The following is a 26,475-nucleotide window of genomic DNA, read 5'->3' on the forward strand; positions in this document are numbered from 1 at the left end:
AATGCTGGAGTGCCCAGTACCTAATAAGGTGATATATGGATAATTTAAATAACGCAAAAAAAGATAATTTTTCACAGAAGACCATATTAGTAACAGGTGCAGCGGGTTTCATTGGCAGTAGACTGATCGTTGATCTTCTACGTGAAGGTCATCAGGTGATTGCTGCACTGCGCAATGCTGCAACCAAGAAAGATAAGCTGTTAGGTTTTATTGCAACAGAAGGGCTAGTTGATCCATCTATTTCGTTTGTTGAATATGATTTAAGCCGTGACTTTAAGCTGGACTCTCTACTAACGGATGCTCAAACAAAGATCCATGTTGTTTATCATCTTGCTGCATCATTTAATTGGGGCATTAGCAAAGCTGAAGCTCAGCGTACGAATGTAAAATCAGGACTTGCTCTGATTGAATGGGCTGCGACATTGAAGCAGCTTGAGCGATTTATCTGGATTGGTGGATATCGTGTCGCTACCCCGCCGCAAGAGTCTGCTGATGATTTGTATTATAAATATGGTGGTTACGAAGCTTCGAAAATTTTAGGGCATCAAGCTTTTATTGAGACATGTAAGCGTTTAAATGTGCCATGGACCGCAATAAATCCGGCGACAGTCATTGATGGTTTTTATACTTATGGTGATATGCAATATATTGGTATTGCCGAAATGATTGATAAGTTATATCAAGGACGTCTGCTGGCGCTGCCTGGTGGGAGTGATACATTCCTGCCACTCTGCAATATGCAATATATCGTGAGCTTTCTCATCCGAACGATATCTTTTCCTGAGACTATTGCTCAGGAGTATGTATTACTTGATCCTGCGACACCTAAATGTCATCGTCTAGTTAACCTAGCTGCCGAGCACTTAGGGGTTAGCGCACCACATTTGCAAATACCTAAAGTTCTGCTCGAGAAATTACCTGAGGTATTGCTTGGTGGCTCAAAAGAGCAGCTCGCTTTTATTTCTAATGAAAACTATCATGTCGCTGAGACAGAAAAAATGGCTGTTAAGATGGGTATCGCAGGCCTAATCAATACCAGTCCTTATTTTTCTCGTTGGATTGATCGACTGGTCCTTACACGTTTTGGTCGTATGCAAGCTCCAACACCTAGCTGTTTCAGCTATCAGAATCGATATTGGACAGAAATCTATACTAAACAACCAGTTGGTTCAGAAAAATCTTCTGCATTATTTTTACACGGTATCCCATTCGATAGCACATGTTGGCTCCCAATAATTAATAAAATCACCTATGATCAGGTCGTTATGATGGACCTACCTGGACTTGGGCGTTCAGGTAGTTATGAGGTGATGGAAGATAACAATCATCAGTTTATTGATAATGCTGCAAAGCTTTTAGCACCAAATAGTGTTGTTATTGCTCACTCGTTAGGATGTTTATTTGCATTGAGTCTTGCGCAGAAATATCCAAATAAAGTTGCACGTCTTATCCTTATATCGCCTTATTTCGTGCAGGCACAGGCCGCAAAAATATTTCAAATACAAATCATCTCTAATCTAATTTTCCGTTTTGTATCGAAAGATAAAATTGCTAAAAACCTGCATCCAGATGGACAAAAAAATCTATCTGTTGGTTATGCGATGGATTCATTACACCGGGTGTCGGTAGCCAAGCATATTAGTGAGTATATGCATCGTATTAGTTTGCCTCAGCAGAGAGTATCTCAAACAGCTTTGTTAAACGAGCTTGGCTCTAAAGTTGAAATCATTGTTGGAGAGAAGGATCCAATTGTTACTACAATAAGTCCTAATATTCCTGTACATATCATTGCTGGCGCAGGCCATAATCCGCACGTTACCCATGTAGAAGCGGTTTATGATTATCTCACACCAGTTCTAACCAAATATATCAGCACCACAGTACAGCTCAGTGATGTCTGATATTTCCAAAGTACAGGTGTATGTCTGTCCGGTTTCACGCGTGCCACAAAACCATCTCATGTTGAGTCATTATCTCAGCTTTCTCAATGCGGCAGAAAAGTTGAGATATGATCAATATCATCCTCATGCTGCACGACTTTTCTTAATTTCTCGTGTGTTAACGAAGTCTGTTTTAGCAGATAAGTTGGGTATTTCACCCCATGAGGTCAACATTCAATTACAACCTAACGGCAAACCTTTTATACAAGGTAGTAAAGCTGTTTATTTCAATCTTAGTCATTCAGCAGACGTTATTGTTCTTGCGGTGACTGAAAAAGGAGAAATAGGAGTTGATGTTGAACGGCTGGACCGTGAGTTCGATTGGATGCGTGTCGATAGTGTGTTAGCGCCAAGTGAAATTGAATGGATTCAGGAAAATGAAAGGATTGATCCATCCACTGTATATCAACGGTTTTTTCAAATATGGACCTTAAAAGAATCCTATATTAAATGTACTGGCGAAGGAATGAGTCGTCATTTAAAGAAGCTCAACTTTCATGTGTTAGCTGAACATATAGAGTTTCTCGATTCAACTCGTGATATTCAAAAGGCAGAAGAATATTATTTCCAAAGCTATGTCTATGATCATAACTTCATCTTTTCTATCTGTTTACAACAAAGATGTAGTCTAGAGCGCTTTAACTTGGATTGTTTTCAATCATTACCCTTTATATCTACGCATCGGATAACACCAATACCCTGCAAATATAACTAGATTAACTCGAAACAATTACTGGTTTAAAAATCTGAGTCTATCAATGAAATACTCGGCCTTGAGCTGAGCTATTCTCAGAATGAATATGCTGTGAATCGATAGAACGTAAAATCATGGGTCGATAAAAAGAAAAAAGCCCCAGTCTTTCGACTAGGGCCTTTTAAATTTGGAGCGGGAAACGAGACTCGAACTCGCGACCCCAACCTTGGCAAGGTTATGCTCTACCAACTGAGCTATTCCCGCATATATAAGCAGTTTTTACTAAAACTTTCTCAAAAAAAACCAATTTGGAGCGGGAAACGAGACTCGAACTCGCGACCCCAACCTTGGCAAGGTTATGCTCTACCAACTGAGCTATTCCCGCGTGCCGCTTATAATACATTAAGCAAAACAAGGGTCAACAACTTTATGCAAATAATTATGCTGATTGCATAAAATAAAAACAGAAATGAGCATTTAGCGGTATTTTTATTGTTAAGTTGCCGAATAAATAGACATTTTGTTTGAAGTCAAAGCATACAAGAGCAACTTTTGTTTGTGTGTAGACAAGGTATACTAGGTGCAAATATACGAATAATCGTAAAAGGAAAAGCTATGAGCCTTGAACAACAGTTGATTGAACGGTTACAAACACTTGCACCTAGCCATTTGGAAGTGATCAATGAGTCTGCCGGGCACGGTGGTTATTTTCCAGGTAAGGAATCTCATTTTAAAGTGATTATAGTGAGCGACGAATTTAATGGATTGCGTTTGGTTCAACGTCATCAAAAAGTATACGCGTTAGCTTCTGATTTGATGAATCCAGGCCAAATTCATGCTTTAGCGATTCATGCTTATTTGCCAAGTGAGTGGCAAGGTCAAGCTCCTGCTAGCCCAGAATGTGCACATGCACCTAAAAGCTAAGGGTTAATTTCATGGATGCACATTTACTCACTAAAATTATTCATATGACTGCAGTAGCTGCCGCACTTATGGTCTTTGTTTTACGCGCTTCAACTCTGTTTATAGGTGTTCAAGGTGAACAACCCAATCCAGCAGGGCGTAAAGTATTAGTTGCCTTACAACATTTGTCATTTACCGTGGTTTTCATTACGGGTGCAATTTTGTTAGTCATGAAAGACTTTCAAGTACAACCGTGGTTTTACGCTAAAATTATTCTATTTTTAGTGTTGTTATCTTCCCTGATGAAAGCCTTTAAAAAAGATGACACTCTTTTGTTGGCACAGCGTCGTGCAGGTTTGGTCATTAGTGCGATTGCATTTATTGCTATTATTATCTTAGTGATTGTGAAACCTGTTTTTGCTTAATTGTTCTACATTCTTTGCCTTTTTGATTAAGCTCTAGGTTAAACTGCGTACAGTAAAATAATATGCAGAGGGAAACATGTTAACTCGTGTGGTGTTTAACCAAAAAGGCGGTGTAGGGAAATCAAGTATTACTGTAAATTTGGCTGCAATTAGTGCCAAACATGGCTTAAGAACATTGGTGATCGATCTTGATCCTCAAGCCAATTCTAGTCAGTATCTTTTAGGTGACGAAGCAACCTATTCTGCTGAAAAATCAATTTTAGAGCCAAATATCGAAAATTTCTTTGATGATGTGTTGGGCAACAATCAACAAAAGGGTTTAATCGGTAACGCATTAGGTTCAATTTTAAAAGCTCCAAGAAATAAAGATCTCGACAGTTTTGTTCATTCAACTCCTTTTGCAAAATTAGATGTGCTTCCAGCAAGTCCTACACTTGGCGCGCTTGAACATGCGCTTGAAAGTAAACATAAAATTTATAAATTACGTGATTCGATTCAAAACTTAGTTGGGCGATATGACCGTATCTATATAGACACACCACCAGCGTTTAACTTTTTTACTCTCTCTGCTCTGATTGCGGCAGATAAAGTACTCATTCCTTTCGACTGTGATGTTTTTTCAAAGCGTGCGTTACAAACATTGATTGAAAATGTTCTCGAAACGCAAGATGATCATAATGATCGCTTGGAAATTGAAGGAATTGTGGTGAATCAATTCCAATCCCAAGCAAAATTACCTCGGGAAGTGGTTCAGCAGTTAAAAGATGAAGGGTTGCCTGTACTCAATAGCATGTTACCGCCTTCGATTTTGATGAAAGAATCGCATCAGAAAAATTTACCTTTGGCCCATTTGGCACCCGAACATAAATTGACTCAAGCTTATGAGACATTGTTTGGTGAGATTGAGCCAAAACGATAAGAGAAAAATGATGAAAGGCTTATATATTGCGCCTTTGGTGGCAGCCACTTTACTCCTTGGCGCTTGTGCTACAACGGTAAAACCGACTTATGTGTCTCCGACACAATATCAATCTTTGAGCTGCCAACAGCTACAAAGTGAATATAACCGTATTCAGCAATATATCGACAATGGCGTGCAAACTCCAAAAAGTACAGGTATGGGTGTTGGTCTTGGACTCGGTGGTGGCTGGGGACGAGGTGGTTGGGGATTCGGTCCATCTATTTCTGTAAATATGGGACAGTCTTCTTCAACGAAAAACACCGAACTTTCACGTGTTTTAGGCCAACAAGAAGCAATTGTTCAGGCTGCTCAGTTCAAGAATTGTCCAATAATTGTTCGTAAAAAGGCCAATTAATAGTCAGCTTTGCATCACAATATGCTAACTAAGGCATGTTGTGATGAATAAAGTTTAGCAAAATGTTTCATAATAAAATTAATATAAATAAGTGGTTTATCAATTTTTAAGCTTCCAAAATTCTGTATTTTCTGTAATCAAAAAGCCTTATAAACTTGCTATATTTTGCCTGTTTCGTTTAAGGTGGCCCCATCTTGGATATTATGGAAACTTTATGATTGAGAGTTGGTTTTTTGTATTGGCAATGTTGGCTGTTTTGCTCATTCCAGGGCCGACAAATGCTTTACTTGCAACCGCTGCTCATTCTCAAGGTTTATCTAAAGCGTTTTGGCTTATTCCTATGGAATGGTTAGGCTATGCCTACGGTATTAGCTTTTGGGCTGTGTTTATTCATTTGGCAGCACCAGTTTGGCCTGCGTTATTGCTCATTTTACATATTACAAGTGTGGCATATGTGTTCTGGATGGCATTCCGATTATGGAAAACCACCCATTTACAACAATTTAGTCAAACTCACCGTAACATTCGCCCACGTCAATTATTCTTCTCAACCTTAAAAAATCCGAAATCCTTACTTTTTGCTGCAGGTATTTTCCCTGCCGAAACATGGAATTCGCCTGAAAATTGTCTAATAGTATTTGGTGTTTTTACATTGACGCTCATTCCAGCTGCGAGTTTCTGGATGATTTTTGGACGTGCACTATTAACGGGCCCAGTACAAAAAATAAAAGCCGATCATTTATATAAAGGATCGGCTATGTTGCTTATTTTATGTATGCTTCCAGTGGTATTCCGTTTCTTCTAAATTAAGCCTTAAGCATTGGTTTTCCGGCTTTTTAGCTTTTCACGTATAAAGCCGATGATGCCCGGTAAAACGCTAATAATAATGATGCCAAAAATAAGATGAGTGAAGTTATCTTTAACGATTGGCATATTTCCAAATAGATAGCCCAACGCCACAAAAGAAGCGACCCAACAAAATGCCCCAATCACATTATAAGTTAAGAAAAACTTATAGTTCATGCTGCCAGCACCCGCAACAAAAGGGGCAAAAGTACGGGCAAATGGAACAAAGCGAGCAAAAATAATTGTTTTGCCACCATGACGAGCAAAGAATTCTTGAGTTTTAATTAAATGCTGCTTATTAATGAATCGTGAATTCATTTCAAATACACGTGGACCGATAAAACGACCAATATGGTAGTTCACTGTATCGCCTAAAACGGCAGCAATGAAGAGTAGAGCACCCAATAACCATGGATCCATCGCACCTGTAGATGCTGCTAAAGCACCAGCTGCAAATAGTAAACTATCTCCTGGTAAAAACGGCATAACCACTAAACCGGTTTCGACAAAGATAATTAAAAATAAAATGCCATAAATCCACGTCCCGTAATTTGTAATAAACTCGGCGAGATGTTGATCAACGTGTAGAATAAAATCAAGAAGTTCCATGAGATGATTAAGTGGTAAACCGTGCTCAAATCCTAGCAGTGACCCTATAGAAAGTCAGTATAAAACATCAAAAATATACAAATTGATCATCCTGTTTGTGCAACGATATATATGGATTTTGAGTATTTAATTATCAATGTCCCAAACCTAGAATGAGCTCATCAATAAATAAGCATTTAAATAAAGGTGGCAAAATGTTTAATCCAAATGTAGTGGTCAAAAATATCGTAACGCAATCAGGCGCGGACAGTTTTATTAGTCTTATTGCTCGTCTTCTTATGGCTTATATCTTCCTTGTTGCTGGTTGGGGGAAAATTACCGGTTATGCAGCAACTGCAGGATATATGGAAGCAATGGGTGTACCAGGTGGAATTCTTCCTTTAGTTATCTTGGTTGAGTTTGGTGGTGGTTTAGCCTTGTTATTTGGTTTCCAAGCACGCTTTGCAGCTTTCGGTCTTGGTATCTTCAGTATTTTAACCGCATTCTTGTTCCACCAAGGTGGGGCTGATGCAGCGGCACAATACAATAATGGCATCCACTTTATGAAAAACTTAGCAATGGCAGGTGGTTTATTCTTCCTAATGCTTCATGGTGCTGGCCGTATTAGTTTGGATCATGCAATCGAGAAATAATATTCAAGACAAAATAAAAACCGGATGAGCAATTCATCCGGTTTTTTTTATTTCTTTATTTTAAAAATTAAAGCATAAATTGGATTTGCAATTCACCAACCACGAAACCAAGAACTGCGCCGACTGCAATCAAGGCCCACTCATCTTCTTTAAATGCAGGACGTAACATCCCTTCAAATTCAGAAGGTGTTAATTTTTGCATACGTTCAATGAGTGTGCTACGAATATTCATTGCATCTTCTGCATAAGACTCTACATATTTCATCGTCTCTGGAAGCTGTTGCATAATACGTTCAGCAACTTGTGATTTCATATTCTGATATTTTTCTCCGCCAATTGCATATACAACTAACGGACGAATAACCCCAGCTTGCATATCAATTTCTTGTTTGACATGGCGGTTAACCAGATCAATAACACGCGCAGAATGTGTACCCGAAAATAACTCTTCCATCATGTGACGTGAAGTTAAAAGCTGTTTAGAAATTAAAGCTGCATAGTCAGCTGCAACTTCATTTTGACGTTTAATAAACAGACCTTGCCATGTGTAACCCAATATCTTTTTGGGATAAAGTGGTCTAAACATCATTTGCAGTGCAATCCAGTCACTGAAGAAACCCACAAAACCACCAAACAAAGGTAGCATCCAAGGATATTTTCCTTGAGTGACAATCCAGCACAGCATCTGAACCACACCAATACCGAAGCCAAATACGAAACCTACATTACTGAAAAATTTAAATTCTTGTTTCCCTACACGTTTAAAAATATTGTTGAGCAAACGTTTATCTTTAAGCAAGTTGCTGATAACAAGATGTTTAATATCAAAGTATCGATTCACATCACGTTGTACTTCGCTCATGATGTGTTCAACAATTTCTGGTGCTTTGGATTGCACACGACGGATGAGTCTTTGGCGAGCAAATTCTGGCATGCCTTCCCATAAACCAGGCTGATACTCTTGAGCAACGTCACGGGTAATATCTTCAGCCGCTGCAAGTAGGGGTTTTTCTATTTCTTTGGCAATACGTTTAGGATCTAGGCGTGCAAAAATTTCTTCAGGCTTAATGAGCTTTGCTGTCATGAGCTCAACAGCAATGGTTGCCATTTTCTCGGCTTTGCGAGGCACAATGCCTTGCCAACCCAAAAATGGTTTAATACCTTTAAATTCAAGTGGTGAAAACATCATCTGGATGGCGACCACCTTGGTGATATAGCCAATTAAACCACTCATAAAAGGAATAGAGACATACAACCAAAAATGTTGCTGGAAATCTGCAATCATAGTTTGAAGCATTGTTGTTCCTTAGATTTCTATTGATTTTGATAGGGGGCAACAAGCCATAAAAATGGATAATTGTTTAAGCACAGACAAATATCGCTTATGGTATTTACCTTTCCATGGTAATGCCTGTTTTATCGGCTCATCTTAACATCAAATCCAAGACGATGTTGCATAGAATGTGATGAATTTATCAATACACATGGAGTTTTTAAGCGTAACCCATACAGTTGATAAATATAAGTAAATTTTGATTTATATCAAACAATTCAATTATAGAAATGATTCTGATATGAAAAAAATAAGATATATGATGATTTGCGGTGCGTCCAAGCGCGAAAAATGTTAAAATGGCGCGCTTAATTCTTTTGCCATTTAGTGGTTTGTCATGACTACCAATACTCAAATTACTGAAGATCGTATCCTGATTCTGGATTTCGGCTCTCAATATAGTCAGCTCATTGCACGTCGTGTACGTGAAGCTGGTGTTTACTCTGAAATGTATGCTTTTGATATGTCTGAAGAAGACATTCGTGCTTTTAAGCCAAATGGCATTATTTTGTCAGGTGGACCTGAGAGTGTGCATGAAGAAGGTAGCCCTCGCGCACCACAAGTAGTGTTTGAGTTAGGCGTTCCAGTATTGGGTATTTGCTATGGCTTGCAAACCATGTCTGAACAGTTAGGCGGTAAAGTTGAGCCGGGTACTGTACATGAGTTTGGTTATGCCGAAGTTGATATCGTTAAACGCGATCAACTGATTGGTAACTTACAAGACCGTGAAAACCAACTTCATGTTTGGATGAGTCATGGTGACAAAGTTAGCCAGATTCCAGAAGGCTTTACCATTACTGCAAGCACACCAAGCTGTCCAGTTGCTGCTGTAAGTGATGAAGCGCGTCGTTTTTATGGCGTGCAATTCCACCCAGAAGTAACACACACGGCAAAAGGTGAAGAGTTACTTGCAAACTTCGTTCATAAAATTTGTGGATGTGGCGGTCTTTGGACGCCTGAACACATCATTGATTTACGTGTAGAACAATTACGTGAACAAATCGGTAATGAAAAAGTTCTTTTAGGTCTTTCTGGTGGTGTTGACTCATCTGTCGTTGCTGCGCTTTTACACAAAGCAATTGGCGACCAGTTAACATGTGTATTTGTTGATAATGGTTTACTTCGTTTAAACGAAGGTGATCAAGTGATGCAAATGTTTGCTGAAAACATGGGTATCCGTGTTATTCGTGCAGATGCTGAACAACGTTTCTTAACTGCATTGGCTGGTGAAGTTGATCCAGAGAAAAAACGTAAAATCATTGGCCGTGAATTCATTGAGGTATTTGCTGAAGAAGCACGTAAACTTGATGGCGTGAAATTCTTGGCACAAGGTACGATTTACCCAGACGTAATCGAATCTGCTGCAAGCAAACAAGGTAAAGCACACGTAATTAAATCACACCACAACGTGGGTGGTTTACCAGAAGATTTAGCATTTGAATTGGTAGAACCTTTACGCGACTTGTTCAAAGACGAAGTTCGTAAATTAGGTACTACACTTGGCTTGCCACATAGCATGATTTACCGCCATCCATTCCCGGGCCCTGGTTTAGGTGTTCGTATTTTGGGTGAAGTGAAGAAGGAATATGCTGATATTCTTCGTCTTGCTGATGACATCTTCATGCAAGAGCTTCGTGACAGCGGTTGGTATGATAAAACTGCTCAAGCATTTGCTGTGTTCCAACCAGTTAAGTCAGTTGGCGTAGTAGGTGACGGTCGTCGTTATGCATGGGTAATTGCGCTTCGTGCAGTTGAAACAGTTGACTTTATGACAGCTCGTTTTGCACATTTGCCATACGAATTAGTTGATAAAATCTCAACACGTATTATGAATGAAATTAAAGATGTATCACGTGTTGTATACGACGTGTCATCTAAACCACCAGCAACGATTGAGTGGGAATAATTTTCCGCTGTTTATTGTTAAAGAAAAGGACGCATTAGCGTCCTTTTTTATTACTTAGCTTTTAAAGCTCAAAATTAATTTTGATAACTATCAAAGCAATAGATCAACTCTTATTACTTTTACTTGATCAAAGATATATTAAGATATATCGTAATATACATAAATTAAACACATTAGAGAATCTTTAGAGATGAAACAACAATCAGAACATCATCGTTCGGGACGCCGTGGAAGACTTTTTGAAGCTGGACGCATGAAACTTTTGGTACTTCATCTCATTCAGCAAAACCCAAAGCATGGCTATGAAATCATTAAAGAAATAAGTGATTTGGTAGGCGATGGCTATACGCCAAGCGCAGGAACAATTTATCCAACATTAACAAGTCTTGAAGAAATGAATTTGATTAATTTGCTGGATGTAGAGCGTAAGCAATATCAAATCACGGAATTTGGGAAGGCTTACTTAACTGAACAACAAGACAAGTTGAACGAGTTATTAGAAAAACTACGCTTAAGACGAGAAATCCACAGTAATGATGAATTAATCGAAATTCACCGTGCAATGGAAAACCTAAAAACAGCCTTGCGTTTGAAGTTGAACTCGGCAGGTTTACAGCAAGAGCACATTTATCAAATTGCCGAAAAAATTGATCAGGCTGCTGTTGCTATTGGGCGGCTATAAATCGACCTTAAACAAGTTGAAATTTTTCAAAGTTATTAATTTTTAAGAGAGAATTTATATATGAAACAACATCAATATCATGTCACGGTACAACACTTAAAAAATGCAAAAGGAGAAGCTTCAACTTATACTGAACGCCTTGAATTCTATGCGGGAAATCATGACGATATTTTTGAAATTGTTGAACGCTTAAAAAAAGCAGATTTTTTTGATGATGAAACAACAAAATCTTTTGGAGTTGGGCTAAAACTTTTTAGTGAGGTTATGCTTGAAAACCGTGACCACCCACTATTTCAAGAGTTTCTCCCACAATTTGGTCAATTTATGAAAAACCTAAAACAGCTCGTTAAAACTCAATCATCTTAAGCTGCTCAATGCAGCTTTAATTTTATGTAATTAACAAATGATTGTCTCATTCATAGCACCCTGTGTATTACTAAAAGACTATATTGAATAATGAGTGTATTGTTAAGATCATTACAACGACTCATTGCAAAAGCATAGGTAAAAGAGAGTAATATCATGAGCAATAATAATGATTACGATATTTCTGATTCAAAGGATTGCGAAAAATTTGCCAATCAGTTTATTCAGGAATTTCCAATTCGCTCTGCTGAAATTGGACAGGGGACAGTCATTAAGCGGGCTTTACCTAGCCGACAAAAACGAATGATTGGTGCGTGGTGTTTCCTAGATCATGCGGGCCCAGTAACTTTTCCGGCGGGTGATGGTTTAGATGTTGGTCCTCATCCTCATATTGGTTTGCAAACCTTCACGTGGATGATTGAAGGCACCATGATGCATACCGATAGTCTAGGCTCAAAACAACTGATTCGACCTAAACAAGTTAATTTAATGACGGCAGGTCACGGAATTTCACATACAGAAGTTGCACCTGATACAGAAACTCAAATGCACGCTGCTCAGCTCTGGATTGCCTTACCAGATGCTAAGCGCAACATGGATCCGAAATTTGAACATTATCCTGAACTGCCTGTTGTTGAGAAAGACGGTCTAGAGTTTACCGTGCTTGTGGGTGAATATTTGGCAACTACTTCTCCAGTAGTTGTACATACACCGTTAGTGGGTGTTGACCTCATTGCTACCGAAGATACTAAAACCCGCATTCCATTAAATCCTGAGTTTGAATATGGTTTTATGGCATTAGATGGTGTTGCCCATGTGAATGGCCATGAGTTAACGGCTGACAACATGGTGGTATTAGATACTGGTCTTAGTGAGATCGAAATTGAAGTAAAGAAAGGGAACCGTGTGCTGTTAGTTGGTGGTGAACCGTTTGAGACTCCAATTTTGCTATGGTGGAACTTTGTTGCACGTACAATGGATGATTTAAAAGAAGCCCGTGAGCAATGGATTAACCATGATGCACGTTTTGGTGAAATTCCAGATTATGTTGGTGCACGTTTAGAAGCCCCTGTTCTTCCAGATCAAATGAGAGCATCAAAATGACAGCAGTAATCGCAAGCAGTAAAGCAAAGCCCCTTGCTGAACAATGGAAGGGCGAAATCACCAGTGGTCGTCACCAATATTTTTGTGATGAGCCAGAAAAGTTAGAAGGGCAAGATCAAGGCCCAGCGCCATATGATTTGCTCACTGGAAGTTTAGCCGCGTGTACGCTCATTACTTTAAGAATGTACGCAAAGCATAAGGGTTATGATTTTGGTGAGTTTTCGGTTGAAATCGATTTTCATACCAATAGAGAACATGAAGAACATATAGAACGTCGTATTGTTTTTAAAGACTTGCCAAACGAAGAGCTTCAACAAAAAATCTTAGCGGTATGCGGTAAAACCCCAGTCACTAAAACTTTGTTACGTAGTTTAGACATTCATACTGTGCTTGTTACAGCGTAAAAATGCTATTTTGTTGAGGTGGATGATTTTATATCCATCCCACAAATGGAATAAAACAGCATGTTCAAATGCTGTTTTTTATGTAAAAAAGAAAAATAAAAGCAGGCAATAACATGATTAGTGTACACCACCTGGAATGTTCGCGATCGTTTCGAATTCTATGGGCTTTAGAAGAGTTGGGCTTAGATTATGATATTCATTATTATCAACGTCTACCTAACTATTCCGCTCCAGAAACATTGAAATGTATTCATCCTTTAGGTAAAGCTCCGATTTTGACTGATGATGAACAAGTCATCGCAGAATCAGCTGTGATTTTAGAATATTTACAGCAGCGTTATGATCAGAAGCAACAATTTAAACCTACAGAGCCACAAGATTTACAGCAGTATATTTACTGGATGCACTATGCAGAAGGTTCACTTATGCCGTTATTAGTCATGACTTTGGTCATGAATAGTGTAAACAAGCATGTGCCATGGTTAATTCAACCAGTAGCTAGAAAAATCACGGAAGGGGTGAAGGCAAATTTTGTTCGCCCACGTATGAAAGATCATATTAGTTTTTTAGAAAACTATTTGGCAGAGCATGAATATTTCGCAGGTGATTTTTCATTTGCTGATATTCAAATGAGTTTCCCACTGGAAGCTTTGCAATCACGTTTGCAAGGGAAATACCCTAATATTCAGGCTTTTTTACATCGTATTCAGCAAAGACCCGCATTTCAGAAAGCGAAACAAAAGGGAATGGGTTCTAATGAAAGGAATTGTGCTGATATTTAAAAGAAAAGGAACAAATATTTGTTCCTTCTTTATTTTCACTTGCGTTTGATCACGATTGAGTCAATGCCACTGTGTTGTAAGGTCTGCTGAGCAGCCAAGGCAGCATCTTGAGTATCATACGGTCCAGAAATAACGCGATACCATGTTTGTCCGTTTTCAGTACTTTTGACTACGTCCGCAGATAAGCCATTTAAAATGATTTCTGCACGGCGGGCATCAGCCTGATCAGGATCGTTATAACTACGAACTTGTAAAATATAGGTAGGTTGCTGAGGAGTTGTAGCTGACTGATTCGGATCAATTCCTACACTTTCAGAGGCGGCTGGTTGAGTGGTACTTGGTGCTTCAACGATCATAGCAGTGCCTTGATTTTTACTTTCAGGGATCGCTTGTTCAGGAATAGGGGTAACCTGTTGTTGAGGCAATAGGTCGTAGAAGCGATAGTCTTTATTAGTATCTTCTTCTTGATAATGTTCAGAAGTAATCTGATTTTTCGCAGGAACAGGTTGCCAAGGTTTCCAAAGCATAAGCATTACAGCGATACATAAGACCGCCAAAATAGCGACAAGTGTCCCTAACCATTTGGGAATTATGGGCTTTTTAGGCTTATTAGGTCTTTCAGATACACCGCGTTGCGTTTTGCCAAACACGTGGATTATTCCTCTGTATTTTGATTGTTTTTTAATTCGAGTTTGAGTCTCGTCTTACGATGCTAAAAACAGTGGTTTGTATTGATATTTTAACTATACAAACCACCGCTTACTATATTGCATGACCTTTAATTTGCTGTCATGCAATATATTTATTACATAGATTCTGGTGCAGATACACCAAGTAATTCTAAACCATTACGAAGCACTTGTTGTACATTGATTGAAAGCAATAAACGGGCTTGTGTAAGCTCTGCATCATCGCTTAATACTTTATGTTCATTGTACCAACCGTGGAATAGGGCAGCTAACTCTTTTAAGTAGTTACCAACCTGATGAGGTTCATATGCATTTGCAGCACGTAATACCGCGTCTGGGTATGCTGCCAGTTTAGCAAGAATCTCAGTTTCTGCATCAAGAGACAAGCGAGCTGCATGTGGACGAGCAGCGTTTACATCGAATTGTAAATCTGTGCTTGCTGCTTTTTCTAACATACGACAAATACGTGCGTGTGCATATTGAATATAGTACACAGCATTGTCTTTACTTTGTGAAACAGCAAGGTCAAGGTCAAAGTCGATGTGTTGTTCACTCTTACGCATTACGTAGTAGAAACGAGCTGCGTCATTGCCCACTTCTTTACGTAAGTCACGTAAAGTCACGAATTGACCTGAACGAGAAGACATTTGAACCATCTCGCCGCCACGCCATAAACTTACGAACTGAACTAAAAGAACAGTCAATTTCTTAGAGTCGTAACCCATTGCATCAATCGCCGCTTTTACGCGAGAAATATAGCCGTGGTGATCAGAACCCCAAATATCGATTAGGTCAGTATAACCACGTTGTAGTTTATTTAAGTGGTATGCAATGTCAGATGCAAAGTAAGTCGTTTGACCATTACGACGCTTAACAACACGGTCTTTTTCATCGCCAAATTCAGTCGATTTAAACCAGATGTTGCCATCTTTTTCATAAAGGAAGCCACGTTGGTCAAGTGTTTCTAAAGCTTCATCAATTTTTGCACTAAGCGATGCTTCACTAAACCATTGGTTGAACGTTACACCAAAGTCAGCAAGGTCATCTTTAATATCATCTAAAATGGCGTGAAGAGCAGCTTGGTGGAATACACGGTAGCCTTCACCTAATAATTGTTGTGAGTTGGCAATAAGGCCATCAATATGCTTTTCTTTATCACCAGATAACACAACTTTGTTGCCTTCGCTATCTAGCTCTTCAGCATATTGCACATCTTCTGGTACGTCTTTATAAACATGTGCAACTTCACGAACGTAAGCATCGCCATCTTTATCAATAATGCCTTGTGCGATTTCTTTAACGTAATCGCCTTGATATGCATTTTTAGGGAATACAAGGTCTTGTCCAAGTAGTTCCAAATAACGTAAATAAGTAGAAGTCGCCAAAATATCCATTTGACGGCCAGCATCATTCACGTAGTACTCACGGTCAACTTTAGCACCTGTTGCTTCAAGTAAATTAGCAACAGTCATACCGTATGCCGCACCACGACCATGACCTACGTGTAGGCTAGACGTTGGGTTTGCAGAAACAAATTCGACTTGAATCTTTTTCGCTGCATTTGCTTGGCTACGACCAAAAATTTCTTTTTGTGCTTGAATTTGATCAAGAATAGCAAAACGCTGGTCTGCATTTAAAAAGAAGTTAATAAATCCGGGTCCTGCGATTTCAGCTTTACTGATATCTGCCACTTCTGGTAATGCAGCGAGAACTTTCTCAGCTAAATCACGTGGTTTCATACCAGCAGCTTTCGAGCCGATCATGGCAATATTAGAAGCAAAGTCGCCATGGCTTCGGTCTTTGGTGCGTGTTAAGTTGCTTGTGTTTTTCCAGTCGGAAGGAAGCACCCCTTCTTGTTGAAGAGTTTGCACTGCATGGTCGAGAGCTGCTTGTATTGCCGTATTCATATCAATCGAAAATAGATGTCGCAGAAAAACGTCAAATATAGCAAATTTCCGATGACTTAGGGGAGGGGATTTAATATTCCAATAATTCTTTATGCAAATTACTGATGATTATTTTTTAAATGAATGTCGGTTGATGAATCGTCTAATTATTCTAGAAATGAAGAATTACAAGCCTTTTGGGTAATTTTAATGAATAAATTATGTGTTTAATTGAATATTATTTCCTGAGGAAATACCTGTTTCCGCTAAATCATATAATTATGGCTTTTAAAGTTGAGAAAATAAAAGAAATTTTTAAAATCATAAAAATATTAAAATACTGATTTTTATTATTTATTTTTAAACATGTTTTAGCTAAATAGTGTTTAATTTTAACATCACGGTTTAAAATATCTATTTTGATCGAATTAGGCTTAAGCTTATACGCACAAAGAGTTTTAGAGACCATACAAAACGTGTTTTTCTCTACTCTAAGCTGGAAAATGAGATAGGCAATGATATCAGGACACCCAAGTAAACATCCCCTTTATATTCCATATGCAGGTTTTACACTTTTAGAGTTACCACTCTTAAATAAAGGTTCGGCTTTCACTGAAGAAGAAAGAAGTAACTTTAACTTACACGGTTTACTCCCCCATATTATTGAAACTATTGAAGAGCAGAGCCAGCGCTCTTATCAGCAATATTGCGCTTTTACTGATGATATCAATCGACATATCTATTTGCGTAATATCCAAGATACCAACGAAACCTTGTTCTATCATTTAATCGAAAATCATCTTGAAGAAATGATGCCGATTATTTATACCCCAACAGTGGGTGAAGCATGTCAGCGTTTCTCCGATATCTATCGTCGTCATCGTGGCGTTTTTATTTCATATCCAGATCGTGATGTGATTGATGATATTTTGCAAAACGTAAATAAAAATAATGTAAAAGTGATCGTCATTACTGATGGTGAGCGTATCTTAGGTCTTGGTGACCAAGGCATTGGTGGTATGGGTATTCCTATTGGGAAGCTTTCACTTTACACCGCTTGTGGCGGAATTAGTCCAGCCTATACATTGCCAATCACAATTGATGTGGGGACAAATAATCCACAATTGTTAAATGATCCGATCTATATGGGTTGGCGTCAGCCACGTATTAGTGGTGATGAATATTATGCATTTGTCGATATGGTGATTGAAGCTGTAAAGCGTCGTTGGCCAAAAGCATTAATTCAGTTTGAAGATTTCGCACAAAAAAATGCGATGCCACTTTTAGAAAAATATCGCGATAAGATTTGTTGTTTTAACGATGATATTCAAGGAACAGCAGCGGTATCTGTAGGTAGTTTGATTGCTGCAAGTCGTGCAGCAGGCAAGCAATTAAAAGATCAAACAATTGCTTTCTTAGGCGCGGGCTCTGCGGGATGCGGTATTGCAGAGCAAATTGTTGCGCAAATGGTTGCTGAAGGCCTGACTGATTCTGAAGCACGTGCACGCGTTTATATGGTTGATCGTTTTGGCTTGATTACCGAAAACCAGCCAAACTTATTGGACTTCCAACGCAAATTGGCGCAAAAAGCTGAGGTGGTTGATCAATGGGGCAATATTGAAGAAGTGATTTCACTCCTTGATGTTGTTAAAAATGCTAAGCCTACAGTGTTAATTGGCGTTTCTGGTCAACCGGGTCTCTTCACAGAAGAGATTATTAAAACCATGGCAGCGAATTGTGAACGACCAATTGTCATGCCATTGTCTAACCCAACTTCACGTGTTGAAGCTGTGCCAGCAGATATTGTGGAGTGGACTGAAGGTAGAGCGTTAATCGCAACAGGTAGTCCGTTTGCTCCTGTGAATCATCACGGCAAACTTTATAATATTTCTCAGTGTAATAACTCGTACATTTTCCCGGGCATTGGGCTGGGTGTGGTGGCATCGGGTGCTAAACGCGTTACTGAAAATATGTTAATGGCTTCAAGTAGTGCTTTAGCGAATTGCTCACCTCTACTAAAAGATCCGCAAGCTGATTTATTACCACCTTTAGGGGAAATTCAGCAAGTCTCTAAAGTGATTGCATTTGAAGTTGCGAAAGCTGCCATGGCAGATGGCGTGGCTGTAACGATTAGTGATGACTTACTACAGCAAAAAATAGATCAATCATTCTGGAAACCTGAATACCGCAAATATAAGCGTATTCCTTTCTAAGGTTGAGAACGTAAAAAGAGGAGCTTAAGCTCCTCTTTTTTATTTTAGTCTTCTAAAACTTCTTCTAATAACTCTTCGCTAGGTGCAAAGTAATATGCGCCGTCTAGTGGTGTCACGAAATGCAATAGGCGATCATGGATACCATCTCCACTTGTACCGAACATACGTTTTAGCATGGCATCAATAATGTTCAGGTCCTTGGTGTAGGCAATGAAAAATAAACCTTGATCACCTCGGCCGTCACCATAAGGCAGACTATGACGCAAGATTTCCATTTCTTCGCCTTCATCATCTTCGACAACAGTACGGGCAACGTGGGCATTTTCTGGTTTAACGTCATCATCCAGTTCAATTGACTCAAGCTTAGTACGACCCATGACATTTTCTTGAGCATCAACTTTTAGTTTTTTCCATTTTTCTAAGTTATGTGCATAGCGCTGCGCGAAAATGAAACTGCCATCAGCAAAAACTCCCGCGCTTTCTGGCAATAGGGCTGTTTCTGCGCGGTCATCTGGAAATTGAGGGTTTTCTGTGCCGTCTATAAAGCCTGTAATATCTCGGCCATCAAAATAGCGGAAGCAAACACGCTCATCAAGAACTTCCACTTTATCTTTAATACCTTCAAAAAATGCTTGGCTTAATGCAAAACAAATATCAGAACGCATACTAGCAATATGGATGAGGACATCAGCTGGTACGACTGGCATATTGAATGCGCCGTTTTCTGGTTCAAGTTGTTTAAAGCCAGCAGGAGATTGACTGTAAAGTTGTTTCCAAAGTTCTGGACCAAAAGCGACTGCTGTTTTAATTTGCGCGTCTGAATGCTGAGTAATGAGACGGTCGCGTGTTTCAAACAACGCTTCGAGTTGTTCTTTTAATTCATCAATTGATAAGTCTTTTAAACGAAGAACAATAAATCGGGCATGATCTGATGGCAACGGCAAAATGACAGATTGAGCAGTCATTGGAAGGTATCTCCTCAATTATAATTTAGTATGAGCTTTAATTATTGTGCCTGATGCGAAGAGCGGTTAGTAGTCTATTTCTTGATTTTATTGTTTGAATTCTCATCAATATAGTTTTATAAAACAGTATAATTCCACTTTTATTGTCTATTTTTACTATGTCTTTGCAAGTTTGGTTTGCCTATATGTTGGCCTGTTGGGTCATTAGTGTCTCTCCGGGTGCGGGAGCTATTGCCTCAATGTCGAGTGGTCTAAACTATGGTTTTAGACATGGTTACTGGAATGCAATCGGTTTGCAAGTTGCCTTAGTGCTTCAAATTATGGTGGTGGCAGCAGGTGTTGGGGTCTTATTTGCCACAACTCCTTTAGCTTTTCAGGCCGTTAAGTGGTTTGGCGTAGCTTATTTATTGTATTTGGCCTATTTGCAGTGGACAGCACCTGTAAAAGATATAGAAATTCAACAAGAAAAAAGAGATAAGTCTGCTTTAGCTCTGCTATTAAATGGTTTTGTGGTTAATATTAGCAATCCTAAAGCGATCGTATTTTTATTGGCGGTTTTACCGCAGTTCTTAGATTTAAGTAAGCCTCAATGGATACAATATTTAATTATGGCGGCTACTATGATTACGATCGATTTGATTGTAATGGCTGGATATACGGGGCTGGCATCCAAGGTTTTAAGATTACTTCGATCCCCTAGACAGCAAAAATATTTAAATCGGGGCTTTGCTGTGATGTTTAGCTGTGCGGCTTTATTATTGAGCACAGTTCATCAGGCGTCCTAACTTAGGCCGCCTGTGTCTGATTTTTTAGTTTTTGAGTTATAAAAATAACGGCAAAACTTAATGCCATACATAAAACGATACTAAGACCTGTAGAGATATTAAGTGCTGCACTTGACCATAAACCGACACTAACACCGAGCTGGGCTAACACGAATGCCCAAATAACCATTTGCTTTGGTGAGTTTGCCAATAGACGAGCGCTTAAGGCTGGTATTACGAGTAATGCGCCCATTAGCAAAGAACCTACGGCACGCAAAGCTAAAACTGTAAATAAGGCTAATAACAGCATAAAAATAAGGCGTTGCCAGTTTGCATTCACCCCTTCACTAATTGCGATATCTGGATCAATTGCAAACTGTATTTGTGGCTGCCAAAAACGGTAAAGAATTACGAGTGATATCGCAATAATTAAAGTGAAAACAGGAAGATCTGGCCAATCAATACTCAGTAAATCGCCAAACAAATAACTTAAAAGCTCTGGCCTTAAACTTGGAACATGTTGAATAAATAGTAAACCGCTACAGAGTAATGTCGCTGAACATAAGGCTAGCAGAGCATCATTGGGTAAACGGTTGTCATGTAAGGCCCATAAAACGCCTACCAATAAAACCGCCGTACCTGCAACACCAAGCCATAATGGAAGACTTAAAGCTCCCGCAATAGCTACCCCAAGTAGTGTTCCGTGCGCCATCGTGTCAGCAAAAAAAGACATGCGTCTCCAAAGCATTAAACAACCCAGGGGTGCGGTTAAAAATACTAGCAGAGTTCCCATAATCCATGCGGGTAACAATAATTGTAACCATTCCATCATGGCTTAAGCTTCCGGTTCTGGGTGAATATGAGGACGGTCATTATGAGGGCAGGGGTGTGCAGCATCACCGTGAGCACAATGGTCATGATGATGTTGATAGAAAACCCTTTGAGTTCCAAATATTGCCTGATATTCAGGATGTTGTTGGATATTTTCGGGCAGCCCGCTACAGCAAATATGTTTATTTAAACACACTACACGGTGTGTTCCTTGCATCACCCATTGTAAGTCATGAGAAACAATTAGGATCGCACAACTATATCGTTCTGGCAGGCTACGAACATAATCATAAAGTTCCGCTTCTGACTGAATATCTAGGCCTTGCATGGGTTCATCAAGAACTAAAATATCTGGCTGACGAAGCAGTGCACGAGCCAATAGTACTCTTTGGCGTTCCCCACCTGAAAGTTGTTGTACTTTTGATTGTTGTAACTTTGAAATACCTGTGTCTTGAATAATTTCCTGACGAAGGGCAGGGCTGCATTTTTCTAAATCAAGAAGGTCCTGAACACGTAAAGGAAGGCTGTGTGAAGGATTAAACTTTTGTGGCACATAAGCCATTTTAAGTTTTTTATGATTAATAACACGCCCGCTACTTGGTTGAAGAATACCGAGTAGAACTTTAATTAGTGTTGATTTGCCTGCACCATTGGGTCCAATTAAAGACACAATTTCATTTTGATGTAGGGCAAAATCAACTTTCTTTAATATATCCCGATCATCACGATGAACAGAAACCTGCTCAAGCTGAATTAATACAGGATTTAAGGAGTTGTGCGGCACTGTTGGCATTTCCCCGAAATTTCAATAATGCTGTGTTGAGCCACGAAGTCATCTGAAGCTGCAAGCTGGTCAAGCTGGTGTGTGAGGCCTTGAGAAGAAGCTTCTTTAACCATATGACATTCGGTACAAATCAGGAATGCTGCTTGATGGCCTTCACGCGGGTGGCAGCAAGGAATATACGCATTAATAGAAGTTAGGCGGTGAATGAGGCCTTTTTCTAATAAGAAATCTAAAGTTCTATATACAGTTGGAGGCGCAGCAGGGCGATCGGTTTGCCTTTTTATACGTGCCAATAAGTCATAGGCACCCATTGGACCCGACGCATTTAAAATGAGTTCCAGAACTTCTTTGCGCAAAGGTGTAAGGCGTGCGCCAGTCGCAGAACATAAACTTTCTGCTTCAGCTAAACGGCTTGCGACATTATGGTGATCATGCACACCATGCAAAGAATCATGATGTTCATGCAAGCAGGAACTCATAGGGATAACCTCGAATTTTTAACGGAATATTAGCATGAAGCGATGCTTCATTCGATTAATCTTAGGTATTTTTGTAACTTTGTTATATTATAACATGCTTCGAGCTAATTTAAATTGATGGTCTGTCATGTTCCGTTTTTTTGTTTTCAGTATGTTCTCTCTTTTGAGTACGTTAGGGTGGAGTCAGGGTTTGGTGGTTTCTACGCACCCGATTTATCTGATTGCAAAAGAAGTCACTCAAGGGGTTGAAGAACCACAACTCTTATTAAAGGGACAAACTGGGCATGACGTACAATTAACCCCAGCGCATCGTAAAGCAATTAATGATGCTTCTTTGGTGATTTGGTTGGGTAAGGCCCATGAAGCACCTCTAAATAAATTACTAGGTAATAATAAGAAAGCAATTGCCTTATTAGATAGTGGCATCGTTTCTGTTTTGCCTCAGCGCAGTACACGTGGTGCAGCTTTACCTAACACAATAGATACCCATGTTTGGTTAGAGCCAAACAATGCGGTTCGAATTGGCTTTTTTATTGCTGCTTTGCGCTCTCAGCAACACCCTGAAAATAAGGCAAAGTACTGGAATAACGCCAATGTGTTTGCTCGTAAAATGTTGCAGGCGGCACAAGCTTACGATAGTTCAAGTAATGGCAAACCGTATTGGGCATATCATGATGCCTATCAATATTTAGAACGCTCACTAAACTTAAAGTTCGCTGGTGCTTTAACAGATGATCCTCACGTTGCACCAACAGCAGCTCAAATTAAGTATCTTAATGATAGTCGACCAAAAAATCAGATGTGTTTGTTGGCAGAGAGTTTTACCACTAAGAGTCAATATCAAAAATTAGGTAACATTACTTTTCAACCAGTAGACGAGAGCATGAATAATGAGGATGATTTCGTCACTGCATGGAAGAAACTGGCAATAAAAACTGATAAATGTGTGTTAAGTACGCAAAAGTAAGATAAAAAGTAAACAAAGGCTGACTGTAGCGTCAGCACCACCTGTCATGAAAAACCCCGACTAAAGTCGGGAAAAGATTGCATGTTCAGGGGTGTAACTCTATAATGCCTGCGATTAAAAGCGATCATCAGCTAAACTTGTCAAGCATTTATGCTGTGAGTGGATAAATAATGAGCCAAACTAGTCGCTTGATTGACCGACGATTAGCAAAAGCTTTGGTCTTCTTACAAGCATGTATGATCCCTGTTTCCGCTCTTGTAGCGTGGAGCATAAAAGACATGACAGCAGCATTAAGTGCGGCACTTGGTGCGTTGGTCTGCTGGCTTGCTACGGGTTATTTTTCGTGGCAATCCTTCAGAACAGCAGGTGCACGAGCATCAAAACAAGTGCTGTCTAACATGTATAGGGGCATGTTAGGCAAATTTGCAATCATGATCGTTGGATTTATTTTGATTTTGAGCAATGTTAAACCTTTATCACCGTTAGCATTGCTGTTTGGTTTTATTCTCGTTCAGGCAATGTCGTGGGTCGCTCCGTTTTGGGTGTCACGTCTACAAAAACGGGTGTAGAAACAAGAAGAATTGAAGATTTTTTGGAGGGTGGCGAGATATCGACAGTACGCCGATGTTCGTTTTCCTTCTTTTTAGTAATTGACATTGACCAGGTGTGATTTATGGCTGCTGAAGAACATGCCCTCACTTCGACAGAGTATATCAAGCATCACTTGACCAATATGACCTATGGCAAAATGCCAGACGGTACATGGAAATTGGCTGAGACTGCTGAAGAAGCTCATTCGATGGGGTTCACTGCAATTCACTTGGATTCAATGGGTTGGTCAATTGGCCTTGGTGTGATTTTCTGTTTGATGTTCTGGATCGTTGCGAAAGCTGCAAATGCAGGTGTTCCAACTAAATTCCAGTCAGCAATCGAAATGATCATTGAGTTTGTTGACTCAAGTGTCCGTGATACTTTTCATGGCAAATCACGTTTAATCGCTCCGCTTGCACTCACTATTTTCGTGTGGATTTTCCTCATGAACTTAATGGACTTGATCCCAGTTGACTGGATTCCTCAAGTTGCAGCGTTTGTAGGTGCAAACGTATTTGGTATGGACCCTCACCACGTTTACTTCAAGATCGTTCCATCTACAGATCCAAACATTACTTTAGGTATGTCTTTATCTGTATTTGTACTTATCTTGTTCTACAGCATCCGCGAAAAGGGTGTTGGTGGTTTCGTTGGCGAGTTGGCACTTAACCCATTTAACCCAAGTAATCCAGTTGCAAAAGCGTTGCTTATTCCAGTGAACTTGATTTTGGAATTGGTAACATTCCTTGCTCGTCCGATTTCATTAGCTCTCCGACTATTCGGTAACATGTATGCCGGTGAGTTGATCTTTATCCTAATTGCTTTATTGCCGTTCTGGATTCAATGGGCGTTGTCTGTGCCTTGGGCGATCTTCCACATTCTTGTAATCACGTTGCAGGCATTCATCTTTATGATGCTTACCATCGTTTACTTGAGCATGGCAAGCGAAAAACATTAATGGTATTGCCTAACTATCAAATGATGGTTGGGCTGAATTTTTTTAATTTAATTTGGTAATAACCTAACCTCTGAGGAATTTTTCATGGAACTCACTTTAGGTCTAGTTGCAATTGCATCTGCTATCTTGATCGCTTTCGGTGCTTTGGGTACTGCGATTGGTTTTGGTCTTTTGGGTGGTCGCTTTTTAGAAGCTGTTGCTCGTCAACCAGAATTGGCTCCACAACTTCAAACTCGTATGTTCTTAATCGCGGGTCTTCTTGATGCTGTGCCTATGATCGGTGTTGGTATTGGCTTGTTCTTCATCTTCGCTAATCCATTTGTAGGTTAATCATCTTAATTCCTAAATCCACTATTTGAGGAATTGCAATGAATATCAACCTCACATTGATTGGTCAAGCGATTGCGTTTGCATTCTTTGTTGCATTCTGCATGAAGTTTGTTTGGCCACCACTAATCAATGCGATTAGTGAGCGTCAGCGTAAAATCGCTGATGGCTTAAATGCAGCAGAAAAAGCGAAAGCTGACCTTGCCGATGCACAAGCGCAAGTTAAGCAAGAACTTGATGCAGCTAAAGCACAAGCGGCTCAATTGATCGAACAAGCGAACCGTCGTGCAGCGCAATTGATCGAAGAAGCTCGTACTCAAGCTGCGGCTGAAGGTGAGCGTATTCGTCAACAGGCTAAAGAAGCTGTTGATCAAGAAATCAATTCTGCTCGCGAAGAATTACGTCAACAAGTAGCTGCTTTGGCAGTAACTGGTGCAGAAAAAATCCTGAACCAGCAAGTTGATGCAGAAGCTCATAACGCCATGCTGTCTCAGCTGGCTGCTAAACTTTAAGCGAGGCGAATTATGGCTGAACTCTTGACGTTGGCACGTCCGTATGCCAAAGCAGCATTTGCTTATGCTTCTGAGCAAGGTGCAACAGACAATTGGTCGAATGCGTTACAAGTGCTCAGTGCTGCGGTGCAAGACGAAGCATTTTCCGCTTATTTAAATCGCCCTGAACTTACTCCTGCGGAGCAAGTGAAGCTTTTTGCTAAAGTTTTAGGTGAAGATCAATCTCAAGCAGTGTCTAACTTTTTGACACTTCTTGCAGATAACGATCGTTTAATGCTGTTACCTGAAATTGAAGCAGAATATGAACAGCTTAAATCACAGAATAACAACAATGTGGATGTCGTGATTGAATCGGCTTTCCCGTTAACTGCTGAACAAGAGCAACTGTTGAAATCTGCTTTAGAAAAGCGTTTTAACAGTACAGTAACTGTTTCAGTTGAAGTTAAACCTGAGCTTATTGCAGGTGTTGTAATTCGTGCAGGCGATCAAGTGATAGATGATTCTGCGCTTAACAAGCTTGAAAAAATGCGTACTCGTCTTCTTGCATAATGCAAATGATGAAGACTG

Annotated in this window: 30 protein-coding genes and 2 tRNA genes; 22 read left to right on the forward strand and 10 right to left on the reverse strand. The window is 39.6% G+C overall.

Features of this window, described 5'->3' with window-relative positions; genetic code table 11:
• Window positions 1-35 precede the first annotated feature (35 nt).
• Both WBW42_RS14000 and WBW42_RS14005 read left to right on the forward strand, forming a co-directional pair.
• The gene (locus WBW42_RS14000) at window positions 36-1,901 is read left to right on the forward strand and encodes an alpha/beta fold hydrolase (protein WP_032063976.1); all 1,866 of its coding nucleotides are present in this window, start codon (window positions 36-38) and stop codon (window positions 1,899-1,901) included.
• Window positions 1,894-2,655: a 4'-phosphopantetheinyl transferase family protein gene (locus WBW42_RS14005; RefSeq protein WP_005071962.1), complete on the forward strand. Its 762-nt coding sequence runs from the start codon at window positions 1,894-1,896 to the stop codon at window positions 2,653-2,655. The genes WBW42_RS14000 and WBW42_RS14005 overlap by 8 nt, the downstream gene beginning before the upstream one ends.
• 167 nt (window positions 2,656-2,822) lie before the next feature.
• Here the strand turns inward: WBW42_RS14005 and WBW42_RS14010 are convergent.
• A tRNA-Gly gene (locus tag WBW42_RS14010) sits at window positions 2,823-2,898 on the reverse strand.
• Between the two features lie 45 nt (window positions 2,899-2,943).
• Window positions 2,944-3,019 (reverse strand) — tRNA-Gly (locus WBW42_RS14015).
• A gap of 230 nt (window positions 3,020-3,249) precedes the next feature.
• Between WBW42_RS14015 and WBW42_RS14020 the strand changes: the two genes are divergently transcribed.
• From WBW42_RS14020 to WBW42_RS14040, 5 genes are all read left to right on the forward strand, one after another.
• Window positions 3,250-3,558: a BolA family protein gene (locus WBW42_RS14020; RefSeq protein WP_002114074.1), complete on the forward strand. Its 309-nt coding sequence runs from the start codon at window positions 3,250-3,252 to the stop codon at window positions 3,556-3,558.
• A gap of 11 nt (window positions 3,559-3,569) precedes the next feature.
• Window positions 3,570-3,962, forward strand: coding sequence for a SirB2 family protein (locus WBW42_RS14025; protein WP_005071964.1), 393 nt, complete (start codon window positions 3,570-3,572; stop codon window positions 3,960-3,962).
• Between the two features lie 76 nt (window positions 3,963-4,038).
• Entirely contained in the window at window positions 4,039-4,881 is an 843-nt protein-coding gene (locus tag WBW42_RS14030) for a ParA family protein (RefSeq protein ID WP_005071966.1), read from the forward strand.
• Window positions 4,882-4,891: 10 nt separating this feature from the next.
• Entirely contained in the window at window positions 4,892-5,278 is a 387-nt protein-coding gene (locus WBW42_RS14035; protein WP_005071968.1) for a hypothetical protein, read from the forward strand.
• 214 nt (window positions 5,279-5,492) lie between these two features.
• Entirely contained in the window at window positions 5,493-6,083 is a 591-nt protein-coding gene (locus WBW42_RS14040) for a LysE family translocator (protein WP_005071969.1), read from the forward strand.
• 8 nt (window positions 6,084-6,091) lie between these two features.
• Here WBW42_RS14040 and WBW42_RS14045 read toward each other — a convergent pair whose 3' ends face one another.
• Window positions 6,092-6,733: a DedA family protein gene (locus WBW42_RS14045; RefSeq protein WP_005071971.1), complete on the reverse strand. Its 642-nt coding sequence runs from the start codon at window positions 6,731-6,733 to the stop codon at window positions 6,092-6,094.
• A gap of 194 nt (window positions 6,734-6,927) precedes the next feature.
• Between WBW42_RS14045 and WBW42_RS14050 the strand changes: the two genes are divergently transcribed.
• Window positions 6,928-7,365, forward strand: coding sequence for a DoxX family protein (locus WBW42_RS14050; RefSeq protein WP_002114126.1), 438 nt, complete (start codon window positions 6,928-6,930; stop codon window positions 7,363-7,365).
• A gap of 67 nt (window positions 7,366-7,432) precedes the next feature.
• Here the strand turns inward: WBW42_RS14050 and WBW42_RS14055 are convergent, their stop codons facing one another.
• Window positions 7,433-8,650, reverse strand: a complete 1,218-nt coding sequence (locus tag WBW42_RS14055) for a DUF445 domain-containing protein (protein WP_170815250.1) — start codon at window positions 8,648-8,650, stop codon at window positions 7,433-7,435.
• Between the two features lie 385 nt (window positions 8,651-9,035).
• Here WBW42_RS14055 and guaA point away from each other — a divergent pair, with 385 nt between their 5' ends.
• The 6 genes from guaA (at window position 9,036) to WBW42_RS14085 (ending at window position 13,942) form a co-directional block, all read left to right on the forward strand.
• Window positions 9,036-10,604 (forward strand): glutamine-hydrolyzing GMP synthase, encoded by a 1,569-nt coding sequence (gene guaA / locus WBW42_RS14060; protein ID WP_002114136.1) that lies wholly within the window; start codon window positions 9,036-9,038, stop codon window positions 10,602-10,604.
• 190 nt (window positions 10,605-10,794) lie between these two features.
• Window positions 10,795-11,286, forward strand: a complete 492-nt coding sequence (locus WBW42_RS14065; protein WP_032013147.1) for a PadR family transcriptional regulator — start codon at window positions 10,795-10,797, stop codon at window positions 11,284-11,286.
• 60 nt (window positions 11,287-11,346) lie between these two features.
• Window positions 11,347-11,652, forward strand: coding sequence for a DUF3861 domain-containing protein (locus WBW42_RS14070; RefSeq protein WP_002114086.1), 306 nt, complete (start codon window positions 11,347-11,349; stop codon window positions 11,650-11,652).
• A gap of 156 nt (window positions 11,653-11,808) precedes the next feature.
• Entirely contained in the window at window positions 11,809-12,756 is a 948-nt protein-coding gene (locus WBW42_RS14075) for a pirin family protein (RefSeq protein ID WP_032013149.1), read from the forward strand.
• A complete protein-coding gene (locus tag WBW42_RS14080; protein WP_002114081.1) occupies window positions 12,753-13,160 on the forward strand; it encodes an OsmC family protein in 408 nt (135 codons plus the stop codon). The genes WBW42_RS14075 and WBW42_RS14080 overlap by 4 nt, the downstream gene beginning before the upstream one ends.
• Before the next feature lie 113 nt (window positions 13,161-13,273).
• Complete coding sequence (locus WBW42_RS14085; protein ID WP_032013151.1) at window positions 13,274-13,942, forward strand: glutathione S-transferase family protein; 669 nt, start codon at window positions 13,274-13,276, stop codon at window positions 13,940-13,942.
• A gap of 35 nt (window positions 13,943-13,977) precedes the next feature.
• Here the strand turns inward: WBW42_RS14085 and WBW42_RS14090 are convergent, their stop codons facing one another.
• Entirely contained in the window at window positions 13,978-14,592 is a 615-nt protein-coding gene (locus tag WBW42_RS14090; protein WP_032063709.1) for an SPOR domain-containing protein, read from the reverse strand.
• Between the two features lie 155 nt (window positions 14,593-14,747).
• Window positions 14,748-16,538: an arginine--tRNA ligase gene (gene argS / locus WBW42_RS14095; RefSeq protein ID WP_032013153.1), complete on the reverse strand. Its 1,791-nt coding sequence runs from the start codon at window positions 16,536-16,538 to the stop codon at window positions 14,748-14,750.
• A 494-nt stretch (window positions 16,539-17,032) separates the two neighbouring features.
• Between argS and WBW42_RS14100 the strand changes: the two genes are divergently transcribed.
• A complete protein-coding gene (locus WBW42_RS14100) occupies window positions 17,033-18,730 on the forward strand; it encodes an NAD-dependent malic enzyme (RefSeq protein WP_002114135.1) in 1,698 nt (565 codons plus the stop codon).
• A 44-nt stretch (window positions 18,731-18,774) separates the two neighbouring features.
• Here the strand turns inward: WBW42_RS14100 and WBW42_RS14105 are convergent, their stop codons facing one another.
• A complete protein-coding gene (locus tag WBW42_RS14105; protein WP_005071991.1) occupies window positions 18,775-19,695 on the reverse strand; it encodes a Dyp-type peroxidase in 921 nt (306 codons plus the stop codon).
• A 158-nt stretch (window positions 19,696-19,853) separates the two neighbouring features.
• Here WBW42_RS14105 and WBW42_RS14110 point away from each other — a divergent pair, with 158 nt between their 5' ends.
• On the forward strand, window positions 19,854-20,480 hold the full coding sequence (locus tag WBW42_RS14110; RefSeq protein ID WP_005071994.1) for a LysE family transporter: 627 nt from the start codon (window positions 19,854-19,856) through the stop codon (window positions 20,478-20,480).
• A gap of 1 nt (window position 20,481) precedes the next feature.
• Here WBW42_RS14110 and znuB read toward each other — a convergent pair whose 3' ends face one another.
• Genes znuB through WBW42_RS14125 form a run of 3 tightly spaced genes read right to left on the reverse strand, consistent with a single transcriptional unit; the run spans window position 20,482 to window position 22,553 of the window.
• On the reverse strand, window positions 20,482-21,291 hold the full coding sequence (gene znuB, locus WBW42_RS14115) for a zinc ABC transporter permease subunit ZnuB (protein ID WP_005071996.1): 810 nt from the start codon (window positions 21,289-21,291) through the stop codon (window positions 20,482-20,484).
• Window positions 21,292-21,294: 3 nt separating this feature from the next.
• On the reverse strand, window positions 21,295-22,083 hold the full coding sequence (gene znuC, locus WBW42_RS14120) for a zinc ABC transporter ATP-binding protein ZnuC (protein WP_032070740.1): 789 nt from the start codon (window positions 22,081-22,083) through the stop codon (window positions 21,295-21,297).
• Complete coding sequence (locus tag WBW42_RS14125; protein ID WP_284105785.1) at window positions 22,056-22,553, reverse strand: transcriptional repressor; 498 nt, start codon at window positions 22,551-22,553, stop codon at window positions 22,056-22,058. The genes znuC and WBW42_RS14125 overlap by 28 nt, the downstream gene beginning before the upstream one ends.
• A gap of 127 nt (window positions 22,554-22,680) precedes the next feature.
• Between WBW42_RS14125 and WBW42_RS14130 the strand changes: the two genes are divergently transcribed.
• The 6 genes from WBW42_RS14130 to WBW42_RS14155 all read left to right on the forward strand — a co-directional run bounded on the left by WBW42_RS14130 (window position 22,681) and on the right by WBW42_RS14155 (window position 26,457).
• Window positions 22,681-23,520 carry a metal ABC transporter solute-binding protein, Zn/Mn family gene (locus tag WBW42_RS14130; RefSeq protein ID WP_032013085.1) on the forward strand — a complete coding sequence of 280 codons (840 nt, stop codon included), beginning with the start codon at window positions 22,681-22,683 and terminating at the stop codon, window positions 23,518-23,520.
• Window positions 23,521-23,690: 170 nt separating this feature from the next.
• Window positions 23,691-24,089: an ATP synthase subunit I gene (locus WBW42_RS14135; protein WP_005072004.1), complete on the forward strand. Its 399-nt coding sequence runs from the start codon at window positions 23,691-23,693 to the stop codon at window positions 24,087-24,089.
• Window positions 24,090-24,193: 104 nt separating this feature from the next.
• Window positions 24,194-25,069: a F0F1 ATP synthase subunit A gene (atpB, locus tag WBW42_RS14140; protein ID WP_002114072.1), complete on the forward strand. Its 876-nt coding sequence runs from the start codon at window positions 24,194-24,196 to the stop codon at window positions 25,067-25,069.
• A gap of 84 nt (window positions 25,070-25,153) precedes the next feature.
• On the forward strand, window positions 25,154-25,399 hold the full coding sequence (gene atpE, locus WBW42_RS14145) for a F0F1 ATP synthase subunit C (RefSeq protein WP_000424060.1): 246 nt from the start codon (window positions 25,154-25,156) through the stop codon (window positions 25,397-25,399).
• A 38-nt stretch (window positions 25,400-25,437) separates the two neighbouring features.
• Entirely contained in the window at window positions 25,438-25,908 is a 471-nt protein-coding gene (locus tag WBW42_RS14150; RefSeq protein ID WP_001024691.1) for a F0F1 ATP synthase subunit B, read from the forward strand.
• A 12-nt stretch (window positions 25,909-25,920) separates the two neighbouring features.
• Complete coding sequence (locus tag WBW42_RS14155; RefSeq protein WP_002114070.1) at window positions 25,921-26,457, forward strand: F0F1 ATP synthase subunit delta; 537 nt, start codon at window positions 25,921-25,923, stop codon at window positions 26,455-26,457.
• Window positions 26,458-26,475 lie beyond the last annotated feature (18 nt).

The sequence above is a fragment of the Acinetobacter sp. LT1 genome, from assembly GCF_059800965.1.

Bases quoted from the DNA above. Each gene is read 5' to 3' on its own strand.
- WBW42_RS14000 (WP_032063976.1), top strand. From the start codon at position 36: ATGGATAATTTAAATAACGCAAAAAAAGATAATTTTTCACAGAAGACC.
- WBW42_RS14005 (WP_005071962.1), top strand. From the start codon at position 1,894: ATGTCTGATATTTCCAAAGTACAGGTGTATGTCTGTCCGGTTTCACGC.
- WBW42_RS14020 (WP_002114074.1), top strand. From the start codon at position 3,250: ATGAGCCTTGAACAACAGTTGATTGAACGGTTACAAACACTTGCACCT.
- WBW42_RS14025 (WP_005071964.1), top strand. From the start codon at position 3,570: ATGGATGCACATTTACTCACTAAAATTATTCATATGACTGCAGTAGCT.
- WBW42_RS14030 (WP_005071966.1), top strand. From the start codon at position 4,039: ATGTTAACTCGTGTGGTGTTTAACCAAAAAGGCGGTGTAGGGAAATCA.
- WBW42_RS14035 (WP_005071968.1), top strand. From the start codon at position 4,892: ATGAAAGGCTTATATATTGCGCCTTTGGTGGCAGCCACTTTACTCCTT.
- WBW42_RS14040 (WP_005071969.1), top strand. From the start codon at position 5,493: ATGATTGAGAGTTGGTTTTTTGTATTGGCAATGTTGGCTGTTTTGCTC.
- WBW42_RS14045 (WP_005071971.1), bottom strand. From the start codon at position 6,733: ATGGAACTTCTTGATTTTATTCTACACGTTGATCAACATCTCGCCGAG.
- WBW42_RS14050 (WP_002114126.1), top strand. From the start codon at position 6,928: ATGTTTAATCCAAATGTAGTGGTCAAAAATATCGTAACGCAATCAGGC.
- WBW42_RS14055 (WP_170815250.1), bottom strand. From the start codon at position 8,650: ATGATTGCAGATTTCCAGCAACATTTTTGGTTGTATGTCTCTATTCCT.
- guaA (WP_002114136.1), top strand. From the start codon at position 9,036: ATGACTACCAATACTCAAATTACTGAAGATCGTATCCTGATTCTGGAT.
- WBW42_RS14065 (WP_032013147.1), top strand. From the start codon at position 10,795: ATGAAACAACAATCAGAACATCATCGTTCGGGACGCCGTGGAAGACTT.
- WBW42_RS14070 (WP_002114086.1), top strand. From the start codon at position 11,347: ATGAAACAACATCAATATCATGTCACGGTACAACACTTAAAAAATGCA.
- WBW42_RS14075 (WP_032013149.1), top strand. From the start codon at position 11,809: ATGAGCAATAATAATGATTACGATATTTCTGATTCAAAGGATTGCGAA.
- WBW42_RS14080 (WP_002114081.1), top strand. From the start codon at position 12,753: ATGACAGCAGTAATCGCAAGCAGTAAAGCAAAGCCCCTTGCTGAACAA.
- WBW42_RS14085 (WP_032013151.1), top strand. From the start codon at position 13,274: ATGATTAGTGTACACCACCTGGAATGTTCGCGATCGTTTCGAATTCTA.
- argS (WP_032013153.1), bottom strand. From the start codon at position 16,538: ATGAATACGGCAATACAAGCAGCTCTCGACCATGCAGTGCAAACTCTT.
- WBW42_RS14100 (WP_002114135.1), top strand. From the start codon at position 17,033: ATGATATCAGGACACCCAAGTAAACATCCCCTTTATATTCCATATGCA.
- WBW42_RS14105 (WP_005071991.1), bottom strand. From the start codon at position 19,695: ATGACTGCTCAATCTGTCATTTTGCCGTTGCCATCAGATCATGCCCGA.
- WBW42_RS14110 (WP_005071994.1), top strand. From the start codon at position 19,854: ATGTCTTTGCAAGTTTGGTTTGCCTATATGTTGGCCTGTTGGGTCATT.
- znuB (WP_005071996.1), bottom strand. From the start codon at position 21,291: ATGATGGAATGGTTACAATTATTGTTACCCGCATGGATTATGGGAACT.
- znuC (WP_032070740.1), bottom strand. From the start codon at position 22,083: ATGCCAACAGTGCCGCACAACTCCTTAAATCCTGTATTAATTCAGCTT.
- WBW42_RS14125 (WP_284105785.1), bottom strand. From the start codon at position 22,553: ATGAGTTCCTGCTTGCATGAACATCATGATTCTTTGCATGGTGTGCAT.
- WBW42_RS14130 (WP_032013085.1), top strand. From the start codon at position 22,681: ATGTTCCGTTTTTTTGTTTTCAGTATGTTCTCTCTTTTGAGTACGTTA.
- WBW42_RS14135 (WP_005072004.1), top strand. From the start codon at position 23,691: ATGAGCCAAACTAGTCGCTTGATTGACCGACGATTAGCAAAAGCTTTG.
- atpB (WP_002114072.1), top strand. From the start codon at position 24,194: ATGGCTGCTGAAGAACATGCCCTCACTTCGACAGAGTATATCAAGCAT.
- atpE (WP_000424060.1), top strand. From the start codon at position 25,154: ATGGAACTCACTTTAGGTCTAGTTGCAATTGCATCTGCTATCTTGATC.
- WBW42_RS14150 (WP_001024691.1), top strand. From the start codon at position 25,438: ATGAATATCAACCTCACATTGATTGGTCAAGCGATTGCGTTTGCATTC.
- WBW42_RS14155 (WP_002114070.1), top strand. From the start codon at position 25,921: ATGGCTGAACTCTTGACGTTGGCACGTCCGTATGCCAAAGCAGCATTT.